The 15386-nt window shown below is 68.8% G+C and carries 13 protein-coding genes; 9 read left to right on the forward strand and 4 right to left on the reverse strand.

Annotation, left to right across the window (positions count from 1 at the left end):
• Positions 1 to 21: 21 nt before the first annotated feature.
• The 4 genes from ligK (at position 22) to C3B71_RS02280 (ending at position 3929) form a co-directional block, all read left to right on the forward strand.
• The gene (gene ligK, locus C3B71_RS02265) at positions 22 to 711 is read left to right on the forward strand and encodes a 4-carboxy-4-hydroxy-2-oxoadipate aldolase/oxaloacetate decarboxylase (RefSeq protein WP_108965877.1); all 690 of its coding nucleotides are present in this window, start codon (positions 22 to 24) and stop codon (positions 709 to 711) included.
• Positions 712 to 759: 48 nt separating this feature from the next.
• On the forward strand, positions 760 to 1701 hold the full coding sequence (locus C3B71_RS02270) for an amidohydrolase family protein (RefSeq protein WP_108965879.1): 942 nt from the start codon (positions 760 to 762) through the stop codon (positions 1699 to 1701).
• Positions 1698 to 2432: a substrate-binding domain-containing protein gene (locus C3B71_RS02275; RefSeq protein ID WP_199912549.1), complete on the forward strand. Its 735-nt coding sequence runs from the start codon at positions 1698 to 1700 to the stop codon at positions 2430 to 2432. Before C3B71_RS02270 ends, C3B71_RS02275 begins: the two co-directional genes overlap by 4 nt.
• Positions 2433 to 2507: 75 nt before the next feature.
• A complete protein-coding gene (locus C3B71_RS02280; protein WP_108965881.1) occupies positions 2508 to 3929 on the forward strand; it encodes a DASS family sodium-coupled anion symporter in 1422 nt (473 codons plus the stop codon).
• A 144-nt stretch (positions 3930 to 4073) separates the two neighbouring features.
• On the opposite strand, the gene glpK is transcribed toward C3B71_RS02280, so the two are convergent.
• Both glpK and C3B71_RS02290 read right to left on the reverse strand, forming a co-directional pair.
• Positions 4074 to 5612 (reverse strand): glycerol kinase GlpK, encoded by a 1539-nt coding sequence (gene glpK / locus C3B71_RS02285; protein WP_108965883.1) that lies wholly within the window; start codon positions 5610 to 5612, stop codon positions 4074 to 4076.
• Positions 5613 to 5656: 44 nt separating this feature from the next.
• Positions 5657 to 6391, reverse strand: a complete 735-nt coding sequence (locus tag C3B71_RS02290; protein ID WP_073330061.1) for an MIP/aquaporin family protein — start codon at positions 6389 to 6391, stop codon at positions 5657 to 5659.
• Between the two features lie 389 nt (positions 6392 to 6780).
• Between C3B71_RS02290 and glpA the strand changes: the two genes are divergently transcribed.
• The 5 genes from glpA (at position 6781) to C3B71_RS02315 (ending at position 13299) form a co-directional block, all read left to right on the forward strand.
• Positions 6781 to 8529, forward strand: coding sequence for an anaerobic glycerol-3-phosphate dehydrogenase subunit GlpA (glpA, locus tag C3B71_RS02295; protein WP_108965885.1), 1749 nt, complete (start codon positions 6781 to 6783; stop codon positions 8527 to 8529).
• Positions 8526 to 9980, forward strand: a complete 1455-nt coding sequence (gene glpB, locus C3B71_RS02300; RefSeq protein WP_108965887.1) for a glycerol-3-phosphate dehydrogenase subunit GlpB — start codon at positions 8526 to 8528, stop codon at positions 9978 to 9980. Before glpA ends, glpB begins: the two co-directional genes overlap by 4 nt.
• Complete coding sequence (locus tag C3B71_RS02305) at positions 9980 to 11350, forward strand: anaerobic glycerol-3-phosphate dehydrogenase subunit C (RefSeq protein WP_083565747.1); 1371 nt, start codon at positions 9980 to 9982, stop codon at positions 11348 to 11350. The genes glpB and C3B71_RS02305 overlap by 1 nt, the downstream gene beginning before the upstream one ends.
• 232 nt (positions 11351 to 11582) lie before the next feature.
• Complete coding sequence (locus tag C3B71_RS02310; protein ID WP_234416045.1) at positions 11583 to 12611, forward strand: sugar-binding transcriptional regulator; 1029 nt, start codon at positions 11583 to 11585, stop codon at positions 12609 to 12611.
• Positions 12580 to 13299 (forward strand): amino-acid N-acetyltransferase, encoded by a 720-nt coding sequence (locus tag C3B71_RS02315; RefSeq protein WP_234416047.1) that lies wholly within the window; start codon positions 12580 to 12582, stop codon positions 13297 to 13299. Before C3B71_RS02310 ends, C3B71_RS02315 begins: the two co-directional genes overlap by 32 nt.
• Before the next feature lie 69 nt (positions 13300 to 13368).
• On the opposite strand, the gene C3B71_RS16075 is transcribed toward C3B71_RS02315, so the two are convergent.
• Complete coding sequence (locus C3B71_RS16075; RefSeq protein ID WP_181574800.1) at positions 13369 to 14694, reverse strand: hypothetical protein; 1326 nt, start codon at positions 14692 to 14694, stop codon at positions 13369 to 13371.
• 103 nt (positions 14695 to 14797) lie between these two features.
• On the reverse strand, positions 14798 to 15211 hold the full coding sequence (locus C3B71_RS02330) for a hypothetical protein (protein WP_108965889.1): 414 nt from the start codon (positions 15209 to 15211) through the stop codon (positions 14798 to 14800).
• Positions 15212 to 15386 lie beyond the last annotated feature (175 nt).

A 15386-nucleotide genomic window follows, 5' to 3' on the forward strand; every position in this document is an offset into this window, starting at 1 on the left:
CGAAGAGCAAGGAGGCCGCTCATGAAAACGAACAATCTCGGCGAGGTGCATACCGGCATTGAACGAGCGCCGCGGGAGGCCGTTGAGGCGCTCTCAAGGTTCGGCGTCGCCACGATTCACGAGGCCATGGGGAGGGTCGGGCTCATGCGTCCCTACATTCGGCCCGTCTACCCGGGCGCCCATCTGTGCGGAACTGCGGTCACCGTGCTGTTGCAGCCGGGCGATAACTGGATGCTTCACGTTGTTGTCGAGCAGTTGAGCCCGGGCGACGTGGTAGTTGCCGGCTGCACGAGCGAAAGCGAGGACGGCTTCTTCGGGGAGCTGCTCGCGACCTCGATGCGCGCCCACGGTTGTGCGGGGCTGGTCATCGACGGCGGCGTGCGCGACGTCGCCTCGCTGGAGGCGATGGGCTTCCCGGTGTTCAGCCGTGCCATCAGCGCCAGGGGAACCGTCAAGGCGACCCTCGGTTCCGTCAACGTCCCCGTGGTGGTGGCGAATGCGAGTGTCAGCCCGGGGGACGTCGTCATCGGGGACGTCGACGGCGTCGTCGTCGTACCTCGCCAGTACGCGGCAGCCGTGGCGCAGGCGGCCGCCGAGCGCGAGGCGAACGAGGCGGCGAAGCGGACCGAGTTTCAGGCCGGAACCCTCGGCCTAGATCTTTACGACATGCGGGGCCGGCTCGAGGCCAAGGGATTGACATACCTCGACTGACCCCGAGGCGGCTGCCACGCCCGTCATCCAATACCACTAAGGAGATCAATGATGATCCATGGACAGACCACCGGAGACTTCATCAAGACCGAGGGCTGGCTGGACTGGTGCGAAGACCCGTCCGTGCCCGAGCTGGCCCTGCCCGATGGGGCGGTTGACGCTCACTGTCACGTATTCGGCCCCGGGGAGCGGTTTCCCTACGCGCCCCAGCGTAAGTACACACCCTGCGACGCCCCTGCCGAGCAGCTCTTCGCGTTGCGAGACCACTTGGGCTTCTCCCGGAACGTCATAGTGCAGGCAACCTGCCATGGGGCGGATAACTCGGCGCTGGTAGACGCCTTGCAGCGCTCCGACGGGCGCGCCCGCGGCGTCGCGACGGTGACTCCGGACGTGGACGAGCGTGAGCTGCTCCGCCTCCACGAGGCCGGGGTCAGGGGGGTGCGCTTCAACTTCGTCAAGCGGCTCGTGGACGCGGTTCCGACCGACTCGCTGACCGCGATCGTGGAGAAGATCCGCCCGCTCCACTGGCACGTAGTCGTCTACTTCGAGGCGGTGGACCTGCCCGAGCTCAGCGAGTTCTTCGCCGCGATCCCCGTCGATGTCGTCGTTGATCACATGGGACGCCCAGACGTCACGAAGGACGTCAACGGGCCGGAGTTCGGACTGTTCCTCCGATTCATGGAGGAGAATCCCTCTGTCTGGGTGAAAGTCTCCTGCCCGGAGCGCCTGTCGGTCACCGGGCCGGCCGCGCTCGCCGGCGAGCGCAATGCTTACACGGACGTCGTCCCCTTCGCCCGCCGGCTCGTCGAACGGTTCCCCGACCGGGTGCTTTGGGGGACCGACTGGCCCCACCCCAACCTCAAGAAGCACATGCCCGACGACGGCCTGCTGGTGGACTACATCTCGCGGATAGCGGTGAGCGCTCAGGCCCGGCACAAGCTACTGGTCGACAATCCGATGCGTCTGTACTGGCCGGAGGAGACGGCATGAGCGCCGCGGAAGGAAGGGGACTGGGAATCAGAGTCCTGTGCTCGATGGCCGTTCGGCATCTCCTGACCGACCTCGCCGAATCAGCCCAGGGAACTCGGGGAGTTCGGACGAGTCCGGTGGTTGTCACCTCAGTGGGGGGAGTGACGGCACGAGAGATGATTGCGACTAAGGACTGTGCCGACGTCGCCGTCCTGGCCGACGGGGCCATCCGGTCGCTTGAGCGCGAGGGACACATTCTGCCCGGGACGGTCACCCCACTGGTGGTCTCCGACATGGTGGCCGCGGTACCGGAGGACGACGGCGCCTCGCCCCGGCCGGACGGCACGGCCTTCGCCGACGCCGACGGCCTTCGCGGCGCCCTGCTGGAGGCGCGCTCGATCGGCTATTCCACCGGCCCCAGCGGTCGTGCACTCCTGTCCATGATCGACGGCTGGGGGCTGAGGCCAGCGCTGGACAACAGGTTGGTGCAGGCGCCCGCGGGGGTGCCCGTGGCCGAACTGATCGCCTCCGGGACGGTGTCTCTCGGATTCCAGCAGAGAAGCGAGTTGACGGGGGCATCCGGGGTGAAGGTGCTCGGAGCCCTACCGGCCGATTGTGCGGTCAAGTCCGTGTTCTCGATGGGTGCGGCCGCACGTGCAGTCGATACTCGCGCGGCACGGTCGCTAATAGCCGAATGGGCCTCCCCGCGTACTGGCCGGATGCGGCTGGCGCACGGATTCGAACTGCCCTGAACGTGACGGCAGCACCGGACCCGATCGGCCGGGTGGCGGGCCGCCTGCTCTCCAACGACGTAGAACGGTAATGCAATGAAATCTCAGATGATCAAGCTGGGCGCGTGCATGGCGCTTGTCGTCATTCTGCTTCTCCTGCCCGCTCCGGCCGGGCTGTCCCCCATCGGCTGGAGGGTCTTCGCCCTCTACCTCGGCGTGATGGCCGCATTCATGCTGCGGCCGGTCCCGGCGCCGGTGACGTTTCTTCTGGTAATCGGCGCGGTCGGCGTTGTTCTGCCGACCGGCGGGGAGATCTCCTTCGAGGACCTCCTGGCCGGATACTCCAATGCCACGGTGTGGCTGGTGTTCTCGGCATTCTTCATCGGTACGGCCTTCGCCACCACCGGGCTGGGCCGGCGAATCGCCTACCATCTCATCGACATGATGGGGTCCACGCCCCTGCGCCTGGGATACGTTGCCTGCCTGACGGACCTGGTGCTGGCGCCGGCGACCCCCTCCAACGCCGCCCGCACCGGTGGGATCACCTATCCGATTATGCGCAACGTGGCTTCTGCGCTCGATTCCGATCCCGGCCCCAAAGGCGGGCGAATCGGCCGATACCTGACAATGACCACCTATTACGCCAGCTTCGCCACCTCGACGATCTTCCTCACTGCGATCGCCTTCCTCCCGCTCACCGTCCAGGTCATCGGGGAGGGACTGGGCGTGGCTCCGGTGACCTGGATGCAGTACACCACCTACGCCGTTGTCCCGGGTCTGGGCCTGCTGCTCATCGTTCCGCTCGCGGTCTACCTCATGGAGCGGCCGCAGCTGCACCGCATCGACAACAAGGACATCGCCCGCCGGGGTCTTGCGGAGCTCGGCCCGATGACGGGGAAGGAGAAGTGGCTGCTGGTTCTCTTCCTGGCGGCGATCCTCGCATGGGCGCTCGGGTCGTTCTTCGGAGTCAACGCCAACGCGGTCGCAGTACTGTTCGTGGCTCTCCTGAGCGTGGTTGGTGTCATGTCCTGGGAGGACGTGTTGAACACCAGGGCGGCCTGGACCACCTTCATGTGGTACGGGGGGATTGTCGGCCTCATGGGTGCCTTGACGAAGACCGGATTCTTCGCCTGGCTCGGTGACTTCATCCGAATGCACGTCCATCTGAGCGGGCTGCCGTGGCTCCTGACCCTGCTCGGCCTCATACTCGTGGTCATAGCAAGCCGTTACCTGTTCGCGTCCGGAGTGGTGTATGCGGGAACGGTACTGCCCATACTCGTGGCCATCGCGGCGGCCGCCCGCGTTCCGGTATGGCCCGCGTTCATGACGCTCGCGCTCGTGTCTATTTACGGCGGTCAAGTGACTCACTACTCCGGGACGCTGTCCCCGGTGCTGTTCGGCACGGGATACGTGAGTCAGCAACGATGGTGGGCGATGAGCCTCGCCATGGCGCTCATCTGGACGGTTGTCTCCTTGGCGCTTGGCCTACCCTACTGGAAGCTTCTTGGTTTGTACTGACATCCGGGCCATCCGTATTGTGCCCTAGGGGCATGAGCCGGTTGATTCCGGGGCGGGTGTGAGCGTGGGGCGTGCGATACGGCGGTCGGCCCCGTAGCTGCGGGCTACGGGGCCGACCGCCGTATCTGCCGGACCCAGGGGGCCTTACTTCACGTCGTCGTCCACCCAGTCGAAGGTGCGGGTGACGGCCTTCTTCCACAGCCGGTAGGTGCGGTCGCGCTCGGCGGCGTCCATGGACGGCGTCCAGCGCTTGCCCTCCTGCCAGTTGGCCACGACGTCCTCGGTGCCGTTCCAGAAGCCCACCGCGATGCCGGCGGCGTAGGCCGCGCCCAGCGCGGTGGTCTCGGCCACCACGGGCTGGATGACGTCGACGCCACACAGGTCGGCCTGGAACTGCATGACCAGGTCGTCGTTGGTCATGCCGCCGTCGACCTTGAGCTCCTTGAGCGGTACCCCGGCGTCGGCGTTGATCGCGTCGAGCAACTCGGCGGACTGGAAGGCGGTGGACTCCTCCACGGCGCGGGCGATGTGCCCCTTGGTGGCGTAGCGGGTCAGACCCACGATCACGCCGCGGGCGTCGTCGCGCCAGTAGGGGGCGAACAGGCCGGAGAAGGCGGGCACGAAGTACACCCCGCCGTTGTCCTCCACCGTGCGCGCCAGGGCCTGGATGTCGCTGGACTTCTCGATCATGCCGAGGTTGTCGCGCAGCCACTGCACCAGCGAGCCCGCCACCGCGATGGAGCCCTCCAGCGCGTACACCGGCTTGGCGTCGCCGAGCTGGTACAGCACCGTGGTCAGCAGGCCGTTCTTCGAGAAGACGGGCTCCTCACCGGTGTTCATCAGCATGAAGCAGCCGGTGCCGTAGGTGTTCTTAGCAGTGCCGACCTCGAAGCAGGCCTGCCCGAAGGTGGCCGCCTGCTGGTCGCCGAGAATGCCGGAGATCGGGGTGTCGATCAGCAGGCCGTTCTTGCGACCGTAGCCGTAGATCTCGGAGGAGGAGCGGATCTCGGGCAGCATGGACATCGGGATGCCGAAGTCGGCGCAGATGTCCTCGCGCCACTTCAGCGTGCGCACGTCCATCAGCAGCGTGCGGGAGGCGTTGGTGACGTCGGTGACGTGGACGCCGCCGTTGACGCCGCCGGTCAGGTTCCACACGACCCAGGTGTCGGGGGTGCCGAACAGCAGGTCTCCGGCCTCGGCCTTCTCGCGGGCCCCGGGCACGTTGTCCAGGATCCACTTCACCTTGGTGGCCGAGGGGTAGGTGGAGATGTTCTCGCCGGTGATCTGGCGGTAGCGCTCGGTGCCGAGCGGGTCGCCGGCGGCGATCTCGCGGGCGATCGATGCGGTGCGGGTGTCCTGCCAGACGATGGCGTTGTAGATCGGCTCGCCCGTGTTCTTGTCCCACACGATGGTGGTCTCGCGCTGGTTGGTGATGCCGACGGCGGCCAGCGAGTGGCGGTTGATCTCCGCCTTCTGCAGGGCCTCGGCGACGACGGCGCGCACCGACTCCCAGATCTCCACCGGGTTGTGTTCGACCCAGCCGGGGTTGGGGAAGATCTGGGTGAATTCCTGCTGGCCGATGGAGACGACCTGGCCGGAGTGGTTGAAGACGATCGCGCGGGAGGAGGTGGTGCCCTGGTCGATTGCCAGGACGTACTTCTCGGCCTCGGTTGCTTCGGTCATGAACGAGTCCTTTCAGTTCACTTCATTGTGATTGCGGGCGAGTGTCAGAACAGCCCGGCCATGTTCGGGATGAGCAGACCGGCGACGACGCCGCCGAGGAGCGGGCCGACCACCGGCACCCAGGAGTAGGCCCAGTCAGCGGAGCCCTTGCCCGGGATCGGCAGGAACGCGTAGGCGATGCGCGGACCCAGGTCACGGGCGGGGTTGATGGCGTAGCCGGTGGGGCCACCCAGCGACAGGCCGATGGCGACAATCACGAAGGCCACCGCCAGCGGGCCGAGCTCGGAGGGGGACTTGCCGTTGTAGATCACCCAGGAGACCAGGGCGAAGGTGCCGATGGCCTCGGTGACGACGTTCCAGCCGTAGGAGCGGATGCCGGGGCCGGTGGAGAAGCAGCTGAGCTTGACCTCGCCGGGGGCCTGCTCGTCGAAGTGCTTCTTGTAGGCCAGCCAGGCGGCGACAGCGCCGACGATGGCGCCCAGCATCTGGGCGAGGATGTAGATGCAGATGTTCGCGGCGGTGGCAGGGACACCCGCCGCCAGATCCTTGCCGGCTACGGCCAGGCCGATGGTGACTGCCGGGTTCAGGTGACCGCCGGTGGCGTAGGCGGCGTAGACGCCCATGAAGACCGCCAGGCCCCATCCGAAGGCGATGACGATCCAGCCGGATCCCTGCGCCTTGGACTTGGGGAGATTGACGGCGGCGCAGACGCCGGCACCAAAGAGGATGAGGATGAACGTCCCGAAGAACTCCGATAGGAAGATCTGGGCGAGACTCATGGCCTGCTCACTTTCTGCACGACAGCGTGCTCGATGTGTAGGGCGAGCGGCCTGCCGCCGCCCGCGTTCCACGAAGGATCGGGCGGAGTCGTTGCTGTGCCCGAACACCCTAGAAAGTACTCGACGGCGGCCCCCGATTCGGAGCTCTGCACCGCCGGGACGGAAGGTTGGTGAGGTGAAACTCAGTTGCGAAGTCGGCGGATTTGCAAAGAAAAAAGGGGGTTTGTCCGATCGTTACGGGAAATAGGTGCGCGCCGTCGTGTCGCGCGGTGAACGTTTGCGCATTCGGCGTGCACGAGCTCCCGACGCCGTGTAGTCATGAAAATGACAAACAGTTCGGGTGGCCCGGCGTGGCCGCCCCGCCGAGCCGGACGAGGAGGTCCTAAAAAGTGAGAGCCATGACTGCCGACGTGGTCGTCGTCGGCGGCGGCGCCACCGGCGTCGGGGTCGCCCGGGACGCCGCCATGCGTGGCCTGAGCGTCGTGCTGCTGGAGCGCGCCGACCTGGCACAGGGCACCTCCGGCCGCTTCCATGGGCTGCTGCACTCCGGGGGCCGCTACGTCGTATCCGACCCCGGCTCCGCCCGCGAGTGCGCCGAGGAGAACGCCATCGTCTCCCGCATCCACGCCGACGCCGTCGAGCGCACCGGCGGCATGTTCGTCGTCACCCCCGAGGACGACCTGGAATTCTCCGACCGCTTCCTCATCGGCGCGCAGGAGACCGGCGTCGCCTGCGAGGAGTTGAGCCTGTCCGAGGCGCTGCGGCTGGAGCCGCGCCTGAACCCCGGCATCAAGCGAGCCTTCGCCGTCAACGACGCCGCCGTGGACGGCTGGCAGATGGTGTGGGGCGCCGCCCGCTCGGCCCGGGCTCACGGCGCCGAGATCCTGACCTACCACGAGGTCACCGACCTGGTGGTTGAGGGCGAGGGGGAAGACCGCCGCGTCGTCGCCGTGCGGGCCCACGGGCTCAAGACCGGCGAGGACCTGACCATCTCCTGTGCCATGGTCGTCAACGCCGCCGGCCCCTGGGGCGGGCGCCTGGCCGCCATGGCCGGCTCCGAGGCGGTGGAGATCGTGGCCGGCGCGGGCATCATGATCGCCGTCAACCACCGGCTGGTCAACCACGTCATCAATCGCTGCGTCTACCCCGCCGACGGCGACATCCTCGTCCCCGACCACACGGTGTCCATCATCGGCACCACCGACAGTCGCATCCCCGACCCCGATCACATCCCGATTCCCCGCGAAGAGGTCGCCCAGATGCTCGACGCCGGCGAGGTCCTCATCCCCGGGTTCCGGCAGACGCGGTTGGTGCACGCCTGGGCCGGCGCCCGGCCACTGGTGCGCGACAAGCGCGTATCCGGCACCGATACCCGCCACATGAGCCGCGGCATGACCGTGCTGCGGCACAGCGAGGCCGAGGGCCTGGCCGGGCTGATCACCGTGGCCGGCGGCAAGCTGACCACCTACCGGCTGATGGCAAAGAACACGGTCGACGCCGTCTGCGCCGAGCTGGGCGTGGAGCGGCCGTGCACCACGGACACCGAGTCCGTCCCCGGCTCCGAGTCCGGCCACAACTACCGCATCACCCACCGGCTGGCGGCCCGGGAGCAGGATCGGCTGGAGGACCAGATCATCTGCGAGTGCGAACTGGTCACCCGCAAGATGCTCACCGACCTGATGGACGAGCAGCCCGACGCCTCCTTCGACGACCTGCGCCGCCAGTTGCGCATCGGCATGGGCCCGTGCCAGGGCGGTTTCTGCGCCGCCCGCGTGGCCGGCGTACACGTGTGCCAGGGGCGTACCGATGCTGCCGAGGCGACCGAGCTGCTGCGCACCTTCCTGCGGCACCGTTGGATCGGGCTGTGGTCCATCCTGCACGGCGAGCAGGTCCGCGAGGCGGCCCTGGACTTCTGGATGCTGCAGGGCACGCTCGACGTCGAGGACCTGCCCACCGCCGCGGCCCCCGCCGCCGCGGCCACCCCGATTGAGAACGCGGAGGACGGCGAGCAGCGGCCCGACGAACTGGCGGAGGCCCTGGCCGCCCTGGCCGCAGCTCCCCGGCTCGACGCCGAAGCCGCGGCCCTCGCCGGCGCGACCCGCGCCACTGCCGCAGCCAACCAGGAGGTCCGTGCATGAACAGCGACGTCGTCGTCATCGGCGCCGGGATCGCCGGCTACGCCGCCGCCCTGCGGCTGCGCCGGGCCGGAGCCGGCGTCACCCTGGTCACCAAGGGCATGGGCGGGCTGGCCCTGTCGCCCGGAACCATCGACGTGCTCGGACGGCTCGGCGGCGCGGCCGGCCCCGCCGGTCCAGGAGCCGGAGGCGAGGCGGAGCGAGCCGCACGCCGTGCCATCACCCACCCCTACGCCGCCATTGCCGCGGCCGACCTGCTGCCGGAGGGCCATCCCTATCGGGTGATCGGCCGGGAGGCCACTGCCGCCGGCGTGGATCGTTTCGCCGCCCTGGTCGGCCCCGACCTGCTGACCGCGCGCCCGGACGGCGCCGCCGAGGACGCCGGCACGGGGCAGGGCGGCTCCGCCGCGAACAGCGGCGAGGGGCCCGCGAACCTGTGGCTGCCCACGGCGCTGGGGGCCGTGCGCCCCACCCTGCTGGTGCAGCCCTCCATGCAGGCGTCCGTGCTGCACGACGGCGGCCGCTACCTGGTGGTCGGCCTGGCCCGGCTCAAGGACTTCACCGCCGACATGGTGGCCGGGAACCTGGGGCGCGCCGAACTGCCCGGCGGCGGACGCGTGCAGGCGCGCGCCATCACCGTCGACTTCGAGGCCCGCGCAGGCGAGAGCGACACCAACGCGGTCGGGCATGCCCGCGCCCTGGACCACCCGGACGGGATCGACCGGCTCGCCCGCCTGCTGGACGGCAGGGTGCGCGACGGCGAGACCGTGCTGCTGCCCGCCGTGCTCGGGCTGAACCGCCCCGGCGTCTTCCGGGAACTCGCCGACCGCCTCGGCGCGCCCGTCGGCGAGATTCCCCTGGTGCCGCCGTCGGTACCCGGGCTGCGGCTGGAGCACTGGCTGGACCGGCTCGCCTCCGCCGAGCGCGTGCGCGTGGTCATGGGGGCACGCGTCGTCGACAGCTGCATAGAGGGCGGCCGACTGGTCTCCGTCACCAGTGCGGCCGCGGGCCGACCCCGCGAGCACCGTGCCGACGCCTTCATCCTGGCCGCCGGAGGCTTCGAGTCCGGGGCCCTGACCATGGACTCCCACGGGCAGGTGACCGACACGGTGTTGGGCCTGCCGCTGGCCGGGGTCAGCGCGGACGGGCAGGAGAACCTGCGCCGCCTGATCCACCACGATTACTGGGGCGCGCCCCAGGGACTGTTCCGCGTGGGCGTGGCGGTCGATGCGCAGATGCGGCCGCTCGGCCCCGATGGCGCCCCCGTCCTGGCCGGTGTCCATGCCGCCGGCGGGGTGCTGGCCGGCGCGGTGCGCTGGAGTGAGAAGTCGGGGGAAGGCATTGCGCTCGGCTCGGCCGAGGCGGCGGCCGCCGCGGTGATGGCCGAGCTCGGCCACGGCGCGGCCCCGGACGCGAACAACGACAGCTTGAACGTAACGAAGGAGCAGGACTGATGTTCGACGTCGACACCCTGGCTCAGCGCTGGGACCTGCCGCTGCCCGGCAAGGGCGGGGCGCGGGTCAAGAGCGGCGCCGCCGCCGTCGAAACCGCCGCCCACTCGCTGGCTCGAGCCAGCCTTGACTGCTGCGTCAAGTGCACCATCTGCGAGACGATGTGCCCGGTCATGGAGGTCACCGACCTGTTCCCCGGCCCGAAGTTCGTCGGCCCGCAGGCGGAGCGCTACCGCAACGGGGAGAGCGTGGACCACTCCATCGACTACTGCTCCTCCTGTGGCACCTGTACGCGGGTGTGCCCGCAGGGCGTGAAGATCGCCGAACTGAACAACCAGGCCCGCGCCGTCATGCGCGCGCAGAACAACGCTGTGCCCGTGCGCGACCGGCTGATCACCCAGACCACCCTCATGGGCAAGGTGATGACCCCTATCGCGCCGCTGGCCAACGCCGCACTGGCCAACAAGCCCATCCGCGTGGTCATGGAGAAGACGGTCGGGGTGCACCGCGACGCGCCCATGCCGCACGCACAGCCGCAGTCACTGGCCGGCTGGCTGCGTCGTCGCACCAAGCGGGCCCGCACGCTGGTGCCCGCCGGCTCGCGTGGGCCGATCGTGTTCTTCCACGGCTGCGCCGGTGGCTACTTCGAGGTGGAGACCTCCAAGCGCGCCATCGAGGTGCTTGAGCACATCGGCTATGAGGTGATCGTGCCCAAGCAGGGCTGCTGCGGCCTGGCCGCCCAGTCCAACGGCCTGTACGGGCAGGCGTCGGCCAACGTGGTCAAGTTGTGCGAGCAGCTGGCGGCGGCCGGCAAGGACCTGACGATCGTGTCCTCCTCCGGCTCCTGCGCCGGCATGCTCAAGCACGAGGCTCACGAGATCATGGGCGTGGACGCCGAGGTACTCGCCGACGTGTCCCCGCGGACCGTGGAGCTGTCGGAGTTCCTGCGCGACCTGGACGACGCCGGTGAGTTGCCGCACCACTTCCGCCGCATCGACGCCACGGTCGCCTACCACGCCCCCTGCCAGCTCAAGGGGCAGAACATGGGGATGCCCGCGATCGAGCTCATGGAACTGGTGCCGGGCTTCCACGTGGTCGAGTCCGGCCGGGCCTGCTGCGGCATCGCCGGCACCTACGGGTTGAAGAAGGAGAAGTACGACGTCGCCCAGGCGGTCGGCGGACCCCTGTTCGACATCGTGCGTGAGGTGAACCCGAACCTGGCGGTGTGTGAGACCGAGACCTGCCGTTGGCAGATCGAGCAGTCCAGCGGCGTCAAGACGGTCCACCCGATCTGGGTGCTGCACGCCGCCTACGGCCTGTCCCGGCTGGCCGGCATCGAGCCCAAGCCGGAGCGCGCCGACCGGGCGCGCTGATCCCGCGGATACTGCGTCCAACCCGTTTGGGCCGCCACCCTCCTGTTCGGACCCATGCTTTCGGTTTGGGTCGTCGCAGTGTGCTACTGGGGCGATCCAAACTGACGCGAGCGGTCCAGACCGACTTACGGGGTCCAAACCGGTGCCAGGTGTCAAGGGCAGCCGCCGGCGCATGCGATAATGGTCGCTCATGGCGCACGAACGTGCAGGCCAGTGGGTGACAGGGGGATGCATGACGGAGGGGGCCGGCAGCACGGTCTCACTCGAGCGCTGCTATGAGGCCGCCTCGATGTACTACGTCCAGGGGGAGACCATGGACGTGATCGCCCGCCACCTGGGCGTGTCACGCTCCACCGTGTCCCGCCTGCTGACGCGGGCACGCGCCGACGGCATTGTCCGCATAACCCTGACCGCGCCCGGCGGTGCCGGCACCCTGGAGGCCGCACTGAGGGACACCTTCAACGTCTCCGCCCGGATCGTGCCCGTGCGTGAGGGCACCACCGAGATTCACCGGCTGGAGCAGGTTGCCGCCGTGGCCGCCGAGGAGCTGGTGGCCCTCGCCCCCGAGAACGGGGTGATGGGCGCGGCCTGGGGCACCACCATGTCGGAGGTCTCCGCCGCCCTGCCGCGGCGCCGCGTGCCGGGACTGACCGTGGTTCAACTCAACGGGGCCACCGCACCCGAGGGCGACGGCCCGAATGTGGGGGAGGTATTGGCCGACTTCTCCGAGCGACTCGGCGCGCGCACGGTTGCCTTCCCGGTTCCCGCGTTCTTCGACCACGCCGCCACCCGGGAGGCCATGTGGTCGGAGCGTTCCGTGCGGCGCGTGCTGGCGCTCGCGGACCGGGCGAGCCTGGCGGTTTTCGGCGTCGGCTCACTGGATCCGAATGCGGCGCTGCCCAGTCAGGTCTACAGCGGCGGGCACCTGAGCGAGCAGGACCGCGCCCTGCTGCTGCGCGACGGCGTCGTCGGTGACGTGTGCACCGTCATGCTGCGTCAGGACGGCACTTGGCGTGACGTCGCCCTCAATGTGCGCGCCACCGGTCCGACGCCGGCGCAGCTGTCGCGGATTCCTCGCAGACTGTGTGTGGTGGCGGGTGTCGGCAAGACGCGCGCCCTGCTGGCGGCGTTGCGGGCCCGCGTGGCCACCGACCTGGTGGTCGACGACGCGACCGCCCGCGCGGTGCTGGCGCTGGCCGCACGGAAGGAGAAGCGCGAACATGGGCCGCATGCGCAATATGCCCAGCACCGACAACGCTGAGTCGAGCGCCGTGGTGCCCGCAACCAGCGCGGGAGCCGAAACGGATGCGACCACCGCGGCGGATGCGGCGGCGTCTGCCGCCCCGACGGCATCGCCGGCGGTACCCGTGGCTGCGTCCGACGCTGGCGCCCGGCTGCCCGACCGCTTCCGGGACGCGGCGTGGCGCACCGTGCTGCGCCCCGCCCGCCCTGCCGACGCGCGCGCCATCGCCGAGCTCGTGCGCCCCTATGCGGAGCGGCGCATCCTGATCGGTAAGGACCTGATCAACTACTTCGAGGACATTCAGGAGTTCACCGTCGCGGAGGGCACCGGCCAACTAGACGGCGCTACCGAGTCGGGGCTGATCGGCTGCGGCGCCCTACACGTCATGTGGGATGACATCGCGGAGGTGCGCACGCTGGCGGTACGCCGCGACCACCTGCACCACGGCGTCGGCCATGCCATCTTGAACAACCTGCTGGACCGTGCCCGCACCCTGGGGTTGCGGCGGGTGTTCTGCCTGACCTTCGAGGTCGACTTCTTCGCCGCCCACGGGTTCAAGGAGATTCAGGGCACGCCCGTGGGTACCGACATCTTCGTGGAGATGCTGCGCAGCCACGACGACGGCGTCGCCGAGTTCCTCGACCTGGCGCGTGCCAAGCCCAACACCCTGGGCAATACCCGCATGCTCCTGGAGCTGGACGACTGAGAGGACGTTCGCTGGAGTCGCTCCGGGAGACGAAGGACGCCGCTCGCGTTCAGGCGTTGTTCGTCGGGGTCACCAGGAGTCGGACTCCTGGGTCCACTCCGGGGTGGTCAAGGTCTCCAGCGAGCCCGCCTGCCCGGCCACGCCGGGATCCGCGATGTAGTCCTCCTGGACCTCGTCTTCCAGCAGTGGGATGTCGTAGGTGCCGTGGGGGCGCCGCCGTTGGCGCGACTGCCCCCCGCCGCGTCCCGCGGCCGGCGCACCCATGGCGGGGCGTCCGGTTGCGCCGTGCGCGGCGGATCCCGCGGTGCTGCTGCCCTGAGCGGAAGCGGCACCAGCAGTGGTAGCCGCCATTCCGGTGCTGCCGTTGATGCCGGCGGTCGTGGTGGCGCCCATTGTTGCGCTGGTGCCGACGGCTGCGGTTCCGCTGGCTCCGCTCAACCCGCGCACGACAGCCGCGGCCGCGGCTGTGGCGCCGACAGTGCCAGCAGTTCCGGCGGCAAGGCAGGTGGTGCCGGGACCGCCCGCTCCGCCGACTGACGTGGTGTGACTTGCGGATGCCAGGGGGATGAGTTTGCCGTTCTCAACCGTGTAGCGTGCCGACGCAAATGCGGTGCTCTGTGTCGAAGCCGGACCGTTGACTCTGCTGGTGAAGCGATCAACCTGGGTGACGGAGTGACCGATATGGGTGTTGGGAACGAGACGCGAAGTCGCGGTGACCGCCGTCGTACCGATTGCGGCTGTACCGGTTGCGGTTGGCACGAGGGGGACGGCGTGACCGGTGGCGTAAGTGCCTGCCCCGTAGCCGGCGGTGCTCCCGGCTCCTCCGGAGCCTGCGGCCCCACCGCCGCCGGCGCCTGCTCCCGAAGTGGCGCCACCGCCGCCGCCGTTGCCTGCGGAACTGGAGCTGGGAAGCTCGTCGAGCGGTGTCTGGTTGACCTGGCGATTCGGGTCGAACTCCGGCCGTGAGAGGTCAATCGCGCGCAGGGCCGCTGCCGAGGCGGTCAGCGTGGTGTCCATGGGGGAGAGCGCTTCGGCGGCCTGCCTGTTACGCCTGTCCTCAATGACGATTTCTTCATCCATGATGTCTGAGGTGTGCTCGGGCAGTTCGTCATACTTGGGCTTGGCGGTGCGCATGGAGTCGCGGGCCGTGGTGCGCTCGGATTTGATGGCGTCTACTGCTGCGTACCATTTGCGCACCTCCGCCTGCAGCTGGGCGAGTGCCCCGTTGACGGCGAGTTGGGTCTCGCCCTCGAAGGCGGGGCTGGCGGCGATCGTGCGGATGGTGTCGTCGCAGGAGACCAAGTTCGACCGGATCTGGGCGAGGATGACGTCGTCCCCGTAGTCGTCCAGGTCGAGGTCGTGGATCTTCTTCAACTCGTCGGCGTTCGTTCCCATGCTTCGTTAGTCCTTGTCGATCCTTCGTCGTATGTCAGTCTTCTTGGTTTTCTCTACGCCGGGCCGAGGCGCGTGCGAATCGTACGGCCGCGGGCGGTGGACGCTACTCGGCGGTGGCCCTTGTCTGAGCGGGACCGCCGGGCAGGCCGGTGGGCCTCGACGTATCGGGGATTTCGGAGCGGTTCTCGCTCCACTTCTTCAGGGTCTGTAACGCGTCTTCCTTACTCTGCTCGTCCTGCTCGGTGAAGGCGGTGACGGCGGCGTCATAGTTCGTCTTGAGCGTGTCCAGATCCTTCTGCGTGGAGGCGATGCAGGCCTGGAGCTGATCGAGCACATCGGTGTATGCGCGCATGCAGGAGTGGGCCTGGGTGTGGGTGGACCAGGTCGTGGTCGACTGGTTGACGGTGACCGAGTCCACGCTGGTTGCTGCTGGTGAGGCGTACTCGTCGGAGGCGGTGGCCATCTTGGCGGAGTTGCTCGTCGCGGTGTCGTAGTCGACCGAGAAAGTACCGGACATTGTGTCTCCAACTGTTCGCAGGGGCGGATGTAAATCTGTAGTGGTTGAGGTGGCGGTGGAGCCGTATGTGAACGACCGTAGCCGGTGAGGGCATTGATCTGAAGGCATGAGAGTGGGGAGCGCTCCCCACCCTCGCGCCGACGTCGAAGCGCCAGGCGTGGTGGGGGGGCCGACC

Source organism: Actinomyces sp. Z16 (genome assembly GCF_003111765.1).
In the GTDB taxonomy this organism is placed as follows: Bacteria; Actinomycetota; Actinomycetes; order Actinomycetales; family Actinomycetaceae; genus Actinomyces; species Actinomyces glycerinitolerans.